We start from the raw sequence: 14,431 nt of genomic DNA, 5'->3' as shown, positions 1-14,431 counted from the left end.
TAGCGCCGAGGCCTAAACGACGTTTTTCTCGACGATAGGCCGGTTCTCGATAACGCGGCTCCAATCCAGCGGCGATAGATCGAGCGACGTATATTTGCCGTCCAGGATCAGCTCGCTCACACCGCGCCCCGTCGCCGGCCCTTGCTGCAGACCATGGCCGCTATAGCCGTTGGCGAAGATGCAATTGTCGATATCGGGGTGAAAGCCAATGATCGCGTTGTGATCGAAGACGTTGTATTCGTAATAGCCGGACCAGCAGTTCTCCACTCGCAGCGCTTCGAACTCCGGCACGCGGTGCGCCAGCGTGGGCCAGATGACGTCGTCGAACAAGGCATGGTCGACTTCATCGAGCGGCAGATCGTCCGGATCGTTATCGGCGCTCGGCGACGTTCCACAGATATACGTCTTGCCTTCCGGGCGGAAATAGACCCCGCTCGGGTCGATCAACAACGGGCACGGCGAAAGGCGCGCCGGCGACGATACGTTGAAAATGCTGCGCCGGCGCGCGAAGACGGGAATCTCGATGCCCATCATCGCCGATAGCTTTCGCGCCCATGCCCCGGCCGCATTGACGAGCATGTCGCACGGATAGCGCTCGCCGTCGGTCGTCTCGACGTGGGTGACGCGGCGTCCGGCTCGCGCGATGGCGCCGACCTCGGCCGCAACATAGCGCGCGCCGAGCGATTGCGCTTTCTTGCGCAGCGCCTGCACGAGACCGTACCCGTCGAACCACCCTTCGCCGCTGGCGCCGAAGGCACCCGCCTCGAGATCCTCGATGTTCAGCCAGGGAAATTTCGCCTGCAGCTTTTCTCGATCGAGCCAATGGATATCGGCACCGAGACGCGTTTGCAGGGCATGATTCTCACGTAACGTCGGAGCACCGGCGGGCGTCGCGAGAAAGAGATAGCCGCCCTCATGCAGATCGATCGACGGCTTCGTCCCGTCGACTTCCAGCAGCTCGCCGATATTGCGTAGAAACTCGATACCGTACAGCGACATTTGCACCGATAACGGCGTTGAAAACTGCTGCCGGATCGACGCGGCCGAAAGCGCCGATGACGATTTCGCGTAGGTCGGATCACGCTCGATGACGGTGACCGGAACCGTCGGATCGGATGCCCGTAAAAAATAGGCGATCGAACTGCCGATCACGCCACCGCCCACGATAACGACTTGAGAGCTCACGCGTTGCCCCGCCTTGGATTGCGTCGGAAAAACGCGCACACCGAACGGCGGCGCGTCGATTGGCGAGCCGGGCACGTGCCTTTGGCAAGGCAAGCGCCCGGCCACCGCATCATTCGATCGAAAAATCGATGCCCTGCGCGAGCGGCAATGCCGACGAGTAGTTGACCGTATTGGTTGCACGGCGCATATAGGCCTTCCATGCATCGGAACCCGACTCGCGCCCACCGCCCGTTTCTTTTTCACCGCCGAAGGCACCGCCAATTTCCGCGCCACTCGGGCCGATATTGACGTTCGCGATACCGCAATCGCTGCCCGATGCCGACAGGAACCGTTCGCTCTCGCGCAGATCGGTCGTGAAGACGCACGACGACAAGCCGTGCGACGCCGCATTGTTCGCTGCAATTGCCTCGCCGAAGTCGCGATACTTCATGACGTAAAGGATCGGAGCGAACGTCTCTTTGAGCACGATGCCGGTCTGCGCCGGCATCTCGACGATTGCCGGCCGCACGTAGAAGCCCTGCTCGCAACCGGCCACCGTATGGCGCTCCCCGCCGAATACCTTGCCGCCGTCGCGCTTCGCCGCTTCGAGGGCAGCCTGCATGCGCTCGAACGATTGCGCGTCGATGAGCGGGCCCATCAGCACGCCCTGCTGCAACGGATTACCGATCGCGACCTTCCCGTAAAGCGCCTTCAAACGCTCGACCGTCTCGTCGTACACGCTTTCATGGACGAACAAACGCCGCAGCGACGTGCAACGTTGGCCGGCCGTGCCGACCGCCGAAAACAGGATGCCTCGCAGCGCGAGCTCCCGGTCCGCGGTGTTCGAGACGATGCCCGCGTTATTGCCCCCGAGTTCGAGCAGCGAACGACCAAAGCGGCGCGCCACGTCGACGCCGACAGCACGTCCCATTTCAGTACTACCCGTGGCACTGACGATGTTCGAACGCGGATCGCCCACGAGCTGCGCGCCCACTTCGCGACCGCCGTTGATGAGGCACGTCAAGCCGGCCGGCGCCGTGCCGAACGCTTGCAGCGCCTCTTGCAGGATGCTATCCACCGCCAACGCGGTGAGCGGCGTTTTTTCGGAAGGCTTCCAGATCACGGCATTGCCGCATACCAGTGCGAGCGCCGCATTCCAGGACCACACCGCCGCCGGGAAATTGAACGCCGAAATGACCGTACACACGCCCATCGGATGCCAGCTTTCCCCCATTCGATGGCCGGGGCGCTCCGATGCAATCGTCAGACCGTAGAGCTGACGCGATAGGCCGACCGCGAAATCGCAAATATCGATCATCTCCTGCACTTCGCCCAGCCCTTCCTGCAGGATCTTGCCCGTCTCCAGCGTGATGAGGCTGCCGAGCGCCTGCTTGCGCTCGCGCAGCTTGTTGCCGAGCAATCGCACCAGTTCGCCGCGCCGCGGCGCGGGTACGTCGCGCCAGGCCACGAAGGCAGCCTGCGCCTTCGCCAGTGCGGCGTCGATGTCGGCGGCAGTATGGCTCGGCACACGACCGATCAGTGCGCCGTCGATAGGCGAGCGAACGGCGATGTCGCCGCTTTCCGCAAGATGCGAAATACCGAGCTCGGACAGAATGGTCGATGCGTTCATCGGGAAGTACCTCGATTGTTTCCGATAGGAAATTTTGGGACGTTAGGAAACTATACACGCCCGCGACAGGTGCGGCAACCACGCCGATTGCGCGCGGATGCCAGCGCGGCGTGACCACCACCACCGACCCGATTGCACTGGCCGTAGCCGCGATCGAAAACGCGTGCCGCGATTGTGTTCAGCCTTTAAACGACTGGCAAACGATATCTGCGCAACACGTGATGCGCGTTGCTCATCACACGCGGATGAATCCGCGCGCGAGCGGCGGCGTCTCGCCGCGGCCCGACGCGGCGGCGAGCCGATGTTATGATGCGAAACTCGCAGGACCGATAGACCGTACCACCCAATCCCCCCCGCATGGACAGGACCATCTTGAAGCCGGCCGAGCAGGCGCCTTCGGAGCTCGGCAAGCGCGTCAGAGCCGCGCGGCTCTTCCACGGTTACACGCTCGAAACGGCAAGCCGCGTATGCGGCGTATCGCGCTCGACGCTGTCCAAGATCGAAAACGGGGTGATGTCTCCGACGTTCGACGTCCTCCAAAAGATCGTTCACGGCCTCAAGATCGACTTGAGCGAACTGTTCGGCTCCGCGTCGAAACCGAACGTCGGCGGCCGGCGCGCGGTCACGCGCAAAGGCGCGGGACAACCGCACGCGGCCGGCTGTTACGAAATGGAATTGCTCGCCACCGAACTGGCAAAAAAGGCCATGCATCCGTTTCGCATCCGGATCACGGCGCACTCGCTCGACGCATTCACGGAATGGGGACGGCACGAAGGCGAGGAGTTTCTTTTCGTGCTGAGCGGCAGCGTTTGCTTGTATTCCGAGCTGTACGCCCCAACGCATCTCGAAGCGGGCGACAGCATCTATTTCGACAGCCGCATGGGCCACGCCGCTGTATCGACGAGCGACGAGGACGCCGAAGTCCTCTGGATCATCGACGAAGGCTACGCGCCCTACGACAGCGAAGCGAGGCCGCTTGCCAACGGTGGCAGCGCCAGACCCGCCTGAGCGCCGGCACCCGCCATCCGGACATTACGCGGCGGCATGCGCCGTCATCTTGAAGATCCCTTGCGCATTGCCGGCATCGAAGCGCAGATCCGTCACCCAGCTACGCGTGGCCTGATCGAATTCGCGCTTGCGCGTGATGAATTCGTAAAACGAACCCGGAACGTCTCGCGTGACGAGCGCGCCGTCAGCCGCCTTGAACGTCCGCGTCACGATATCGGCGCGGTACGCGGTCTGAAAGACACGCCCCGACCGGGAACGCTCGACCTCGGGCTTCATCGGCCGGCCCTTGGCTTTTTCGCTTTCTGACAAGGCGAAGACATCGGCAACGCGATCCGTCGCATGATTGAACGCATTGCCTTCCGTCGCAATCCACGCCATTTCGGCCGATTCGCTCAAGAGCGTTTCGTAATCCGCTTCGCTCGGCACATCGTGATGGCGCGCGAATGCGCCGACGATGACGGGGAGCAGCGCTTGCGCCGCATCGATCGGAAGCGCGCCATCGCGCTCGAGCTCCCAGAGCTGTGCCAGCGAGCGCGGCGTCAACGGGTCCTTCGACGTGCCGACGACGTTCGTCACCGCTTGCTGGAATGCCGTCGAGAAACGTTCGGGATGCAGCTCGCTCACGAAGAATTGGGCGATTTCGTCGGGGGCGTCCTCGTGCGCATACGCGCGCCCTGTCATGCCGAGCCTATCGAGCGGATAACGGCCGTTGAGCCGGAACCCGAGCGGACGCAAGATGCGCGTGAAGGCCGCTTCGCCCGGCGGCAAAACGCCAGTCTGCGTCCAGCGCACAGTACGCAGCGCACCATGATCGAAATAGACGGAGCCGCCGTGCGCAACCGTCTCCTGCGTATAGGCCCGCCCGTTCGGCGAGCGCGCGAGCAAGTCTTCGAACAGCGCCATGTTCATGGCCTGCGCCAGCTCCGCCCGCGTCACGGTCCCGGCCTCCCAGTCGGCGAGGATCGACGGGAAATTCAGCGTCGAGAAAAGCGCATCGGCTTTTTCCCGGCCCAACAGGTTCGACAGCAGCAGCTCGACATTCGCGTTACGCATCGCTCTTTCTCGTTGGATCTTCACCGCGCGCATTATCGAAACGATTCCCGCTAGCGTAAAGCGAGATAAAATCGGGACTTGATGCGTTTTTGGAATGATCGTGCGAAAGTTCAGGATTCCTAACATGAGTGCGCTGCTCGCGTTCGAGGCGGCGGCTCGCCACGAGAGCTTCACGCACGCCGCCCGCGAGCTGTTTCTGACGGAAAGTGCGGTGTCGCGGCAAATCGCGTCGCTCGAATCGAACCTCGGCGTGCGCCTTTTCGTGCGCTCGAAGCAACGCGTCGTCCTGACGCGAGCCGGCAAGCTTTACGGCACACAAGTGCGCCGCATCCTCGAATATCTCGATCGCGACACCTTGTCGATCATCGCGCACGGCAGCGGCGGCGGCTCGCTCGAGCTGGCCGTGTTGCCGACATTTGCCTCGCAATGGCTCATTCCGCGCATGAAAGACTTCTACGCGCGCAGCCCCGACATTCGCGTCAACATGGGCGTGCGCACCGATGCCTTCTCGTTCGAGGAGTCGCATTTCGATGCTGCGATCCATTACGGACAGCCCACGTGGCCCGGCACATCGTCCGATTACCTTTTCGGCGAAGAGGTGGTACCGGTATGCTCGCCGGCTCTGATCCCCGAACCCGTCGAGGACGTCCGCGCGTTGCTGGCCTACCCGCTACTGCATTCGACGACGCGGCCCGATGCCTGGTCTCGCTGGTTCTCCGAGCTCGGCGTCGACGACAACCGGGCGATGCAAGGCGTGCGCTACGAGCTCCATACGATGCTCCTCAGTGCGGCGGCAGCCGAACTCGGCATCGCACTCGTGCCGAAGTTCTTCGTCGAAGGGCGGCTCGAGCAGCTCGGCGTCGTCATCCCGTTCGAGGCGACTTCCGTTGCCGAGGCCGCCTATTACCTCGTCTACCCGACCGAGTTGAGCCACGGCAAGCCACTCGAGCAGTTTCGCGCCTGGCTCCTGGACGAGGCCAGCGCCTATGACGGTTCGCCGGTGAGATGAGTGGCTGACTCGGGCGGTTTCATGAAGCCGGCCTCGGCATCGCATCTAGCGCGGCCATCGGCGCCTTCAAAATACGTTTCCAATCAGAAACATTTTCAGATAGCATCGGCGAAACGCACGCGCACCCCGTCCGCCCTTGAACATTCGGTCTGCCGATCCCATCATGTCGACGCTTCCCACCTTCGATGCCGCGGCCACGGCCCGCCTCCTCGATTTCGCCTCGCTCACCGAAGCGCTGAGCCATGCGGCGCATGAGCTCGAAGCGGGCGCGATTCGCTCGCCGGTACGCACCGCCGTACCCTTGGCCGACAACGGCGTGCTGCTTTCGATGCCCGCCGCCGCCAGCGACGTGGCCATCCATAAACTCGTCAGCGTGTGCCCTGGCAACGCCGCGCGCAACATGCCGACCATCTTCGGCACCGTGACTGTTTGCGACGGGGTGACCGGTGCGCCGGAGTTCATCCTCGACGGGCCGACGGTAACGGGACGCCGAACCGCCGCGTTGTCGATGCTCGGCGTGAAGTATCTCTATCCGCGCGCGCCGCGCGGATTCCTCGTCATCGGGACGGGACAACAGGCACGCCATCATGCCGCGGCCATTGCGCGGTTATATCCGAGCGCGACGATCTTCGTCGCGGGCAAGGCCCTCGCATCGGAACAGCGCTTTTGCGACGAGACGGGCCACGAAGGCATCCGTGTGTTGCCGACGAATGGAACGATCGCCGATGACATCGACGTCGTCGTGACCGCGACGACGAGCAAAACGCCCGTTTACAACGAGCCTGCGCGCGCGGACCGGCTGATCGTAGCCGTGGGCGCATTCACGCCCGACGCCGCGGAGATCGGTCCCGACACCGTTCGCGCGAGCCGCGTCTTCGTCGACGATTTCGCGGCCGCACGCGAAGAAGCCGGCGATCTGCTGCAAGCGGGTATCGATTGGTCCTCGGTGCAGCCGATCGGCGCGGCAATCTCCGCGCGCGCACCCGCCAATACCCCGATGTTGCTGAAAACCGTGGGCAGCGGTGCCTGGGATCTCGCCGCATGCCGCGTCGCGCGCGCCGCCATCGCGGGGCGGTCCAATTGATTGCGCAGCACCGTACAGGTTAAGCACGACAGCACGACAGCCCGTACACGTAACGGCGCGGCGGCTCTCGACCTGTCGTCGCGGCCGCCCAGTGACGTTCAAACCTCCGCGGGCAGCCGGAAAACGTCGACGACATCGGCGAGCGTGCGAGCCTGCTCCTGCATCGACTGGGCCGCCGCAGCCGCCTCTTCGACCATCGCCGCATTCTGCTGCGTAGTCTGGTCCATCTGTGCGATAGCGATATTGACCTGTTCGATACCGCGGCTTTGCTCCTCGGAGGCCGAGGAAATCTCGCGAATGATCTCGCTCACGTGCTTGACCGACTGCACGAGCGACTCCATTTTCGTGCCGGCCACCGCGACGAGCGACTTGCCGTCCTCCACGCGGCTCACCGAATCCTCGATGAGCGACTTGATTTCCTTCGCCGCATCGGCGCTGCGGCGTGCCAGATTCCGCACCTCCGAGGCGACCACTGCAAAGCCCCGGCCTTGCTCGCCCGCGCGCGCCGCTTCGACAGCCGCGTTCAGCGCGAGAATATTCGTCTGGAACGCGATGCTCTCGATGACGGCGATGATGTCCACCACGCGCGTCGAGCTGTCGGCGATGTTCTGCATCGTCGCCACCACCTGCTGAACCGCGTCGCCGCCTTCGTTTGCGATGCGCGAGGTGTCCGTCGCCATCTGGTTCGCCTGCCGCGCGTTGTCGGCATTTTGTTTGACCGTCGCGGTCAGCTCTTCCATGCTCGCGGCCGTTTCGCCGAGCGATGCCGCCTGCTGTTCCGTGCGCGACGAAAGGTCGAGGTTGCCGGAGGCAATCTGCTGCACGGCCTCTTCGATCGTCTTCGTGCTGCCGCGGATGCGCCGGATCGCCTGCGCGAGGTGCTGTTGCATGCGCTGCATCGCGAGCAGCATGCTGTTGCCGTCTCCCGAATCGACGACGACACGATGCGAAAGGTCGCCTTCGGCAATGACCTGTGCGACCGAGGCCGCATAGGCCGGCTCGCCGCCCAGGCTGCGTTTGACGTTGCGAATGATCGTAACGAGCGCGCCTGAGCCGAGCGCTCCGATAATCAGGACTGCGATGAAATAGCGAAGCAGATCGGCATGGAACGCCGTATCGATGTCGTCGATATAAAGCCCGGACATCAAATACCAATCCCACAGTGCAAAGCGCTTGACGTAGCTGATTTTCGGCACGCGGTCGGTCTTGCCCGGCAGACGCGCCATATAGGGAACGAAGCCCTGCCCGTTCGCCTGCGCCACCTTCACCATCTCGACGAACAGCAGCTTGCCGTTCGAATCGGCGTAGTTGCTGACATCCTTGTTGCGCAAATCGGCGAGCGTCGGGTGCATGAGCACGACGGGCTTCGCATTCGCGATCATCAGGTATCCGAAGCCCGGATAACGCATCTCGGACAAACGCGCCATCGCCTCGTGTTTGGCCTGCTCCTCGGTGAGCGTATGGTTGTCGGCCAGCTTCGCATACTCGGCGACGATGCCACTGGCAGCCTCGACCACGTTGCGAATAGCCGCCTTACGTTCGGTAAGCATGATGTCACGCGTTTGCATGGCGGCCCAGCCGCCCAGGAACAACAGGCCGAGCCACGTTACGACCAAGGCTAGCCACAATTTGGCGTTCAGGCTGAGACGATTCACTTTTTCCTCTATTGCTATCGGACCGGCGAAAGGATTTCACCTCCTATCGACGTTTTTTACGGCAGCGTGAATCGTTTCTTGAGATCGGGAAAACGCGACTGCACGCGCCGGAGGGCACGCGCGCCTGGACTCGCAAATCCGTGCGATGTGGTAAAACGGACCGCTCCTTTCGAATCGAAAGACAGACACGCGATGTCGCATACCACCGAACCCGTCACCGCCGTCCGGCCGCGCTGGCTCAAAGCTGCACCGTCGCTTTTTTTGCTGCTCTGGTCCAGCGGATTCGTGTTCTTGAAGCTCGGGCTGCGCTACGCCGACCCGCTGACGTTTCTGGCACTGCGCTATGCCATCGTCGTCGGCATTCTCGTTGCGCTCGCGCTGTTGCTCAAGCCCGGATTTCCCTCGCGGCCGATAACGTGGCTTCATCTCGCGATGACCGGTCTGCTGCTGCAGGCCGGCTACTTTGCCTTCACCTATCTCAGCCTCAAATACGGCATGTCCGCCGGCGCCGTCGCGCTGATCACCTCGCAGCAGCCGATCCTCATCGGTTTGCTCGCACCCGCGATGGCAGGCGAGCATGTCGGTCGAAAACGGTGGCTCGGACTGGCGCTCGGGGTGGCAGGTGCCGTCATCGTCATTACCGCTCAATCGTCCATCCATATCTCATCGACATGGGCGCTGATCTTCGCGGTGCTCGCCTTGCTGACGATCACCGGCAGCACGTTATGGGAAAAACGTTTCGGCACGACGACGCATCCGGTTTCCGCGAGCCTCGTGCAATACGCGGTCGGCTTGGCCATCAGCGCACCGCTCGCGTTTTTTCTCGAGCCGATGCACGTGCAGTGGACAATCGAATTGCTCGGCTCGCTGACTTATCTCGTCATCTGCAATTCGCTCGTCGCCATTTATCTGCTGCTGGCGATGGTGCGCTACGGCGAAGCTTCGCGCGTCTCGGCGCTGTTCTTTCTCGTGCCGCCCGCCACCGCCGCTATCGCGCTCGTGGCACTGCACGAGCCCATCGCGGTGCGCGCGTGGTTCGGCATGGCGCTTGCGGCCCTGGGCGTCTATCTGGCCACGCGCGCGGACATCTCGTGAGATTGCCGCTAGACTGTTCGCTATGGAAAAGTGTCAATACTGCGGAAAAATCCGGGACGAATGGGATTGCCACGGGGAAGACTGCCGTAAAGCCATTGCGCGCGCGCTGCGCAGACATCGCGCGGGGCGCCCCATGCTGCCCAATGTGATCCGGAACGAAATACCCCCGGGCGCCAGCCCCGGGGAAGTCATCCATGTGCTTTCGCGCCAGCGTCTGCGGGCTCGCCGCGGCAATGAAGCGCGGCGCGAGCGCAAGGAAGCGGACGACGATGTGGGCTGAGACCGCTAGGCGTCGAGCTTGAAAATCGCGACGGCTTCTTTCAGCTTCATGGCCTGCTGGTCGAGCGACTGTGCGGCCGCGGCCGCCTGCTCCACGAGCGCGGCGTTTTGCTGAGTGACGGTATCCATCTGCGTCACGGCCAGCGCGATCTGGTCGATACCGACACGCTGCTCGGACGATGCCGATGCAATCCCCGTCATGATTTCCCGGACTTGTGCGACGGAGCCCATGATCTCGTGCATGGCGGTACTCGCCTCGTTGACGTAGGACGCACCGGCTTGCACGCGCGATACGGATGTGTCGATCAGTTGCTTGATCTCCTTGGCGGCACCCGACGATCGCTGCGCCAACGCGCGGACTTCACCGGCCACCACGGCGAAACCGCGTCCCTGTTCGCCGGCACGCGCGGCTTCGACGGCGGCATTGAGCGCCAGAATGTTCGTCTGGAAAGCGATGCCTTCGATGATGCCGATGATGTCGGCGATCTTCGATGAACTATCGCTGATCTCGCCCATCGTCCCGACCACGCGCGTGAACACTTCGCTGCCGCGATGGGCGACCGTCGTGGCATCCTCGGCCACCTTGCTGCCGTGCCCCGCATTATCGGCGTTCTGACGGACCGTCCCGGTCAATTCCTCCATGCCGGCCGCGGTCTGCTGCAGCGACGCGGCCTGCTCCTCGGTGCGCGCGGACAGATCCAGATTTCCGGCGGCGATCTGCTGCGTGGCCTGTGCGATCGATTCGCTGCCGTCTCGAACCGAACGCACGGTGTCGCGCAATGCGTCGCGCATGCGCGCGAGCCCTTCGAGAATCTGGCCCATCTCGTCGCGGCTCGTGACGGGTACGGCACGGCTCAGATCGCCCTCGGCTATTGCCCTCAGGTGTGCGCGCGCCACGTCGAGCGGCCGGCCGATGGCGCGGCGTAAAGACACCCAGGCAAGCACCGCTGCGCCGGCACCGATCAGCAACATACCGATCGCGAGCGCACGAAACAGCCGGTACTGGCTGCTGGCGCCGTCATAGCGCGCTTTCGCCTTGCGCTCCTGAAGATCCGTCAACGCATCGGTTGCCGCGCCGAGCGCCACATAAGGCGCAGTCAGAGCCGACGTCTTCGCGCGGATCTCGCTCGCATCCTTTCCCTTGATCGCGTCGATGACACGATCGATCGCCTCGTACATCTGCTGACGGGTCGCCGTAACCTTGCCGGCAAGCTGGTCCTCTTCGCCATCGCGAGGGAGTGCGAGATATCTGTTCCACCATTGATTCGAAACATCGCGATACCGTCTGGCACGATCGAACGTGGCTTGCACGTCGGGCGCATCCGGTGTCAACGCGGCGCGATCCAGTACGACGCGCTCGCGCAAAACGAATGCCGCGGCGTTGCCCGTCGCGACCGCGCTGGGCAGGTTGTCCGAAAAGACCGCATACGTCGCGTCCGTTGCGCGGCTCATGCCGATCAAGCCCAAGATACTGACAGCGATCAGCAACACACCGAGCGAGCCCATCGCCAAAGCGATGCGTCCCTTGATCGTGAGTTTGGAGTTCATTTCGTCCCTGTTTTTGGAGCGGTGCCGGAGCGGAATTCGAAGCATCCGTATTACGAATAACGGAGCATGCCGCCTGCAATCGTTATCGGCACATTTGCCCTGGACTTGAGATGGAATAAACCCGATAAGCCTAATTTTCAGGAACGATAAGTTAATACCGATAAATATTATTTAGTTATGCTAATGGTCCGCTGCGCCCGCCGGCAGGCGTCGCGCAGCGCCGTGGCAAAGCCCGCAGTCGCCCCCCGTTGAACTGCAGCAGTCACAACCGGTAACACGTGTAAAGCTGCGCGAAACCCATTCCGGAATGTTGCGCATTAGACTCGGCTCGTCGCCTCAATTGAGACGCCCTTCAAATCATTGCATCGCGAATTTCTGGCGGCACCCTTTGACACTCGACGAGAACAATACGATGCCAAAGCTTCTTCTTACACTTGCGCTCGCAGTCGGCCTTGGCGGCTGCGTGGTCGCACCGCCCTACGCCTATGGACCGGCGCCAGGCTATTACACCTATGCGCCGGCGTACTACGCCCCGCCCCCCGTCAGCGTCGGTATCGGCGGCGTCTTCCGGATTCGTTGACGCGGGTACGCGGACGCGATCGACGGATCGGAACCTCTACTTGAGCGGAATCTGTGTTCCCGGGGGAAGCGGCACCGCGCTCACGCTGTTTTTTGCGCTCCCCGACGCCACGCGGTCGCTATACGTCATATAGACGAGCGCGTTGCGTTTGGCGTCGACGATTCGCACCACGTGCAAGGTTTTGAAAATCAGCGACATCCGCTCGGTAAAGACATCTTCTTGCTGGCGCACCGTGCCTTGAAAACGGATCGGGCCGACTTGCCGGCAAGCGATCGATGCTTCGGTCGGGTCCTCGGCTACGCCGAAGGCCCCCTTGAGGCCGCCCGTTCTCGCACGCGAGACGTAGCAGGTCACACCGGGCACGGCCGGATCGTCGTAAGCCTCGACCACCACGCGGTCCGATTTCGGCAATCGGAAGTTCGTATTGACACTGCCGATTTCTTCCGCGAACGCGTGCGAGGCCGCTAGGGCAGTGGCGAGCCACCAGACCGCAGCAATGTGGCGGCGCATTTGAATGTTCATCGCGAATAGCTTGCTTCGAATGTCTGTCATCGTTTCCCGGGCTTACCCAGCCCGAGCTTTTCCATCGCTTCGTGCGCATCGATCACCATCGTCGCGACCTCTCCGACGGTCACGCGCAATTCCGTCGCGCGCGAGCGAATATGCTCATACGCTTCGTTTTCGCTGAGGCGATGCGCGTCCATCAGCGTACGAATGGCCTTTTCGACATGGCGCCGAGACTTGATCGCCTCCTCGAGCTTGCCGATCTTGTTCTGCAAACGCTGCTGATAGCCTGACGATGCACGCGCGAGCACGAGCGTGCTGAGAATGCCCGTCGAACGGTACGGTTTGGCAATCACGCCGTGCGCCTGTGTATCGACCAGCATTTTCAATGCCGTGGGGTTTTCGTAGTCGGACAGCGCAATCAGCGTCGCCGCGGTATCGGCCGCACACCAGTTGCCCGCGCTGCGAAGCTCCGGTCCAACCAAAAACAGGATGACGTCCGCGTCCGCGGGCAACTGCGGCGGGAACGGCCACACGATGCGCACCGGACAGCCGATCCGGCGCAGTTGCTCCTCGAGGATGCTTCGGTCGTCTCCGGGCGGATGGATGACCGCGACCCGAAGCGAGCGCAGATCGTCGAACAGACGTCGCGCGGTGGCGCTCATGCTGAATCTCCGTCCAGCCAGAATTCGGCGAATCCGTACGTGGTCAGATAGGGGTCGGGCTTGACCGGCTCGCGCCCCTCCCAGACCACATCGAAGGTCCCGTCCGGCTTGCACACGGCAACACGTGGCGTCAGCATCGCATGATTGTTGCCCGCATCGATCCGCAGCAGACCTTCGGGAGAGTCGAACTCGACTTCATGCACCGCATCGACGAGTTTCGACGTGTCGAGACTCTGCGCACGCGCCAATGCAAGCGCAAACAGGTGCACCTGGTTATATGCCATCTCCGACCACATGCTGGCCGGCTGGTCGCCAAACCGAGCCCGCCACGCTTGCACAAAGCGCCGATTGCCCGGATTGTCCAATGAATTGACATAGGTGGCGGAAACGATATGTCCGCCACACAACGCCGGGCCGATCATGCGTATCTCGCCTTCGGTCATCGTGAGGCTGGCAATGGGGATTTCGGCGGGATCGAGCCCGTGGTCGCGATACAGCTTGTAAAACGCGCGTGCGCCGCGTCCGATCAGCGTTGAAAAGACGACGTCGGGCCGCATGCGAGCGATTTCGGCGACCACCGTTTCGAGCGCCGCGGGCTCCGCGTCGCTGGGCAAATAGACTTCATCCACGATTTCGCCGCCGTGCTCCTCGACGATATCGCGCATGATCCGGTTCGATTCGCGCGGATAGATGTAGTCCGCGCCGACCAGGAAAAACCGGCGGCCCCGATTGCGCAACAACCATGCGGCCAACTGCATGCTGTTCTGGTTGGGCACGGCGCCGGTATAGATCACATTGGGGGAATACTCGAACCCCTCGTAGATCGAGCAGTACCAGAGCAGCGCATTGTTGCGTTCGATCACGGGCAGCACGGCCTTGCGGCTCGACGATGTCGAGCAGCCGAAGATGACGGTCACGTCGTCTTCCTGCAACATGCGCGTGGCGAGCCGGCGATACTCGTCGGCATCGCATTTGGGATCGTATGCGACCGGATCGAGCAGACGCCCTGCCACGCCTGCGCTGGCATTGATCTCTTCGATCGCGAGTACCGTGCCGAAGAAATGTTCCGACTCGGTTGCGTCCGTGACGCCGCTACGCGAATACAGAATGCCTATGCGCCATGCCGCTTCGTCGTCCCGCGTCATTTGAGTCCCCTC

14 protein-coding genes are annotated in these 14,431 nt (G+C 62.6%); 6 read left to right on the top strand and 8 right to left on the bottom strand.

The genetic code is table 11. The annotated features are described in order from the left end of the window. Nucleotides 1-12 precede the first annotated feature (12 nt). Both ACO1XS_RS04460 and amaB read right to left on the bottom strand, forming a co-directional pair. Nucleotides 13-1,185 (bottom strand): NAD(P)/FAD-dependent oxidoreductase, encoded by a 1,173-nt coding sequence (locus ACO1XS_RS04460; protein ID WP_486390087.1) that lies wholly within the window; start codon nt 1,183-1,185, stop codon nt 13-15. A 109-nt stretch (nt 1,186-1,294) separates the two neighbouring features. Beyond that, nucleotides 1,295-2,794 (bottom strand): L-piperidine-6-carboxylate dehydrogenase, encoded by a 1,500-nt coding sequence (gene amaB / locus ACO1XS_RS04455; RefSeq protein ID WP_331566438.1) that lies wholly within the window; start codon nt 2,792-2,794, stop codon nt 1,295-1,297. 357 nt (nt 2,795-3,151) lie between these two features. On the opposite strand from amaB, the gene ACO1XS_RS04450 reads away from it, so the two are divergent. After that, a complete protein-coding gene (locus ACO1XS_RS04450; protein WP_440560381.1) occupies nt 3,152-3,802 on the top strand; it encodes a helix-turn-helix domain-containing protein in 651 nt (216 codons plus the stop codon). A gap of 24 nt (nt 3,803-3,826) precedes the next feature. Here ACO1XS_RS04450 and ACO1XS_RS04445 read toward each other — a convergent pair whose 3' ends face one another. Beyond that, nucleotides 3,827-4,855, bottom strand: a complete 1,029-nt coding sequence (locus ACO1XS_RS04445) for a 2-oxoadipate dioxygenase/decarboxylase family protein (RefSeq protein ID WP_486390086.1) — start codon at nt 4,853-4,855, stop codon at nt 3,827-3,829. A 100-nt stretch (nt 4,856-4,955) separates the two neighbouring features. Here ACO1XS_RS04445 and ACO1XS_RS04440 point away from each other — a divergent pair, with 100 nt between their 5' ends. After that, a complete protein-coding gene (locus ACO1XS_RS04440) occupies nt 4,956-5,864 on the top strand; it encodes a LysR family transcriptional regulator (protein ID WP_331566444.1) in 909 nt (302 codons plus the stop codon). A gap of 163 nt (nt 5,865-6,027) precedes the next feature. Further along, on the top strand, nt 6,028-6,948 hold the full coding sequence (gene lhpI / locus ACO1XS_RS04435) for a bifunctional Delta(1)-pyrroline-2-carboxylate/Delta(1)-piperideine-2-carboxylate reductase (protein ID WP_486390085.1): 921 nt from the start codon (nt 6,028-6,030) through the stop codon (nt 6,946-6,948). Nucleotides 6,949-7,046: 98 nt separating this feature from the next. On the opposite strand, the gene ACO1XS_RS04430 is transcribed toward lhpI, so the two are convergent. Then, nucleotides 7,047-8,603, bottom strand: coding sequence for a methyl-accepting chemotaxis protein (locus tag ACO1XS_RS04430; protein WP_486390084.1), 1,557 nt, complete (start codon nt 8,601-8,603; stop codon nt 7,047-7,049). A gap of 192 nt (nt 8,604-8,795) precedes the next feature. Here ACO1XS_RS04430 and ACO1XS_RS04425 point away from each other — a divergent pair, with 192 nt between their 5' ends. Both ACO1XS_RS04425 and ACO1XS_RS04420 read left to right on the top strand, forming a co-directional pair. Continuing rightward, nucleotides 8,796-9,698, top strand: coding sequence for a DMT family transporter (locus tag ACO1XS_RS04425; RefSeq protein ID WP_486390083.1), 903 nt, complete (start codon nt 8,796-8,798; stop codon nt 9,696-9,698). Between the two features lie 22 nt (nt 9,699-9,720). Then, entirely contained in the window at nt 9,721-9,978 is a 258-nt protein-coding gene (locus ACO1XS_RS04420; RefSeq protein WP_331566452.1) for a hypothetical protein, read from the top strand. 5 nt (nt 9,979-9,983) lie between these two features. Here ACO1XS_RS04420 and ACO1XS_RS04415 read toward each other — a convergent pair whose 3' ends face one another. Then, complete coding sequence (locus tag ACO1XS_RS04415; RefSeq protein WP_331566454.1) at nt 9,984-11,525, bottom strand: methyl-accepting chemotaxis protein; 1,542 nt, start codon at nt 11,523-11,525, stop codon at nt 9,984-9,986. 412 nt (nt 11,526-11,937) lie between these two features. Between ACO1XS_RS04415 and ACO1XS_RS04410 the strand changes: the two genes are divergently transcribed. Next, a complete protein-coding gene (locus ACO1XS_RS04410) occupies nt 11,938-12,105 on the top strand; it encodes a hypothetical protein (protein WP_331566456.1) in 168 nt (55 codons plus the stop codon). Between the two features lie 36 nt (nt 12,106-12,141). Here the strand turns inward: ACO1XS_RS04410 and ACO1XS_RS04405 are convergent, their stop codons facing one another. From ACO1XS_RS04405 to ACO1XS_RS04395, 3 genes are read right to left on the bottom strand one after another with little or no spacing between them, the layout of a single operon-like run. Then, nucleotides 12,142-12,615, bottom strand: a complete 474-nt coding sequence (locus ACO1XS_RS04405; RefSeq protein ID WP_414720151.1) for a CreA family protein — start codon at nt 12,613-12,615, stop codon at nt 12,142-12,144. A gap of 38 nt (nt 12,616-12,653) precedes the next feature. Then, nucleotides 12,654-13,274 (bottom strand): ANTAR domain-containing response regulator, encoded by a 621-nt coding sequence (locus tag ACO1XS_RS04400; protein WP_331566460.1) that lies wholly within the window; start codon nt 13,272-13,274, stop codon nt 12,654-12,656. Further along, the gene (locus ACO1XS_RS04395) at nt 13,271-14,419 is read right to left on the bottom strand and encodes a transporter substrate-binding domain-containing protein (protein WP_331566462.1); all 1,149 of its coding nucleotides are present in this window, start codon (nt 14,417-14,419) and stop codon (nt 13,271-13,273) included. Before ACO1XS_RS04395 ends, ACO1XS_RS04400 begins: the two co-directional genes overlap by 4 nt. Between the last annotated feature and the right edge of the window lie 12 nt (nt 14,420-14,431).

The sequence above is a fragment of the Trinickia sp. genome (genome assembly GCF_057351765.1).
The sequence above is the reverse complement of the archived record's forward strand: the minus strand, read 5'-3'. Positions and strand labels throughout refer to the sequence as shown.

Excerpts from the sequence above, each read along its gene's own strand:
- amaB (WP_331566438.1), bottom strand. The coding sequence starts at position 2,794 with ATGAACGCATCGACCATTCTGTCCGAGCTCGGTATTTCGCATCTTGCG.
- ACO1XS_RS04450 (WP_440560381.1), top strand. The coding sequence starts at position 3,152 with ATGGACAGGACCATCTTGAAGCCGGCCGAGCAGGCGCCTTCGGAGCTC.
- ACO1XS_RS04445 (WP_486390086.1), bottom strand. The coding sequence starts at position 4,855 with ATGCGTAACGCGAATGTCGAGCTGCTGCTGTCGAACCTGTTGGGCCGG.
- lhpI (WP_486390085.1), top strand. The coding sequence starts at position 6,028 with ATGTCGACGCTTCCCACCTTCGATGCCGCGGCCACGGCCCGCCTCCTC.
- ACO1XS_RS04425 (WP_486390083.1), top strand. The coding sequence starts at position 8,796 with ATGTCGCATACCACCGAACCCGTCACCGCCGTCCGGCCGCGCTGGCTC.
- ACO1XS_RS04420 (WP_331566452.1), top strand. The coding sequence starts at position 9,721 with ATGGAAAAGTGTCAATACTGCGGAAAAATCCGGGACGAATGGGATTGC.
- ACO1XS_RS04415 (WP_331566454.1), bottom strand. The coding sequence starts at position 11,525 with ATGAACTCCAAACTCACGATCAAGGGACGCATCGCTTTGGCGATGGGC.
- ACO1XS_RS04410 (WP_331566456.1), top strand. The coding sequence starts at position 11,938 with ATGCCAAAGCTTCTTCTTACACTTGCGCTCGCAGTCGGCCTTGGCGGC.
- ACO1XS_RS04405 (WP_414720151.1), bottom strand. The coding sequence starts at position 12,615 with ATGCGCCGCCACATTGCTGCGGTCTGGTGGCTCGCCACTGCCCTAGCG.
- ACO1XS_RS04400 (WP_331566460.1), bottom strand. The coding sequence starts at position 13,274 with ATGAGCGCCACCGCGCGACGTCTGTTCGACGATCTGCGCTCGCTTCGG.
- ACO1XS_RS04395 (WP_331566462.1), bottom strand. The coding sequence starts at position 14,419 with ATGACGCGGGACGACGAAGCGGCATGGCGCATAGGCATTCTGTATTCG.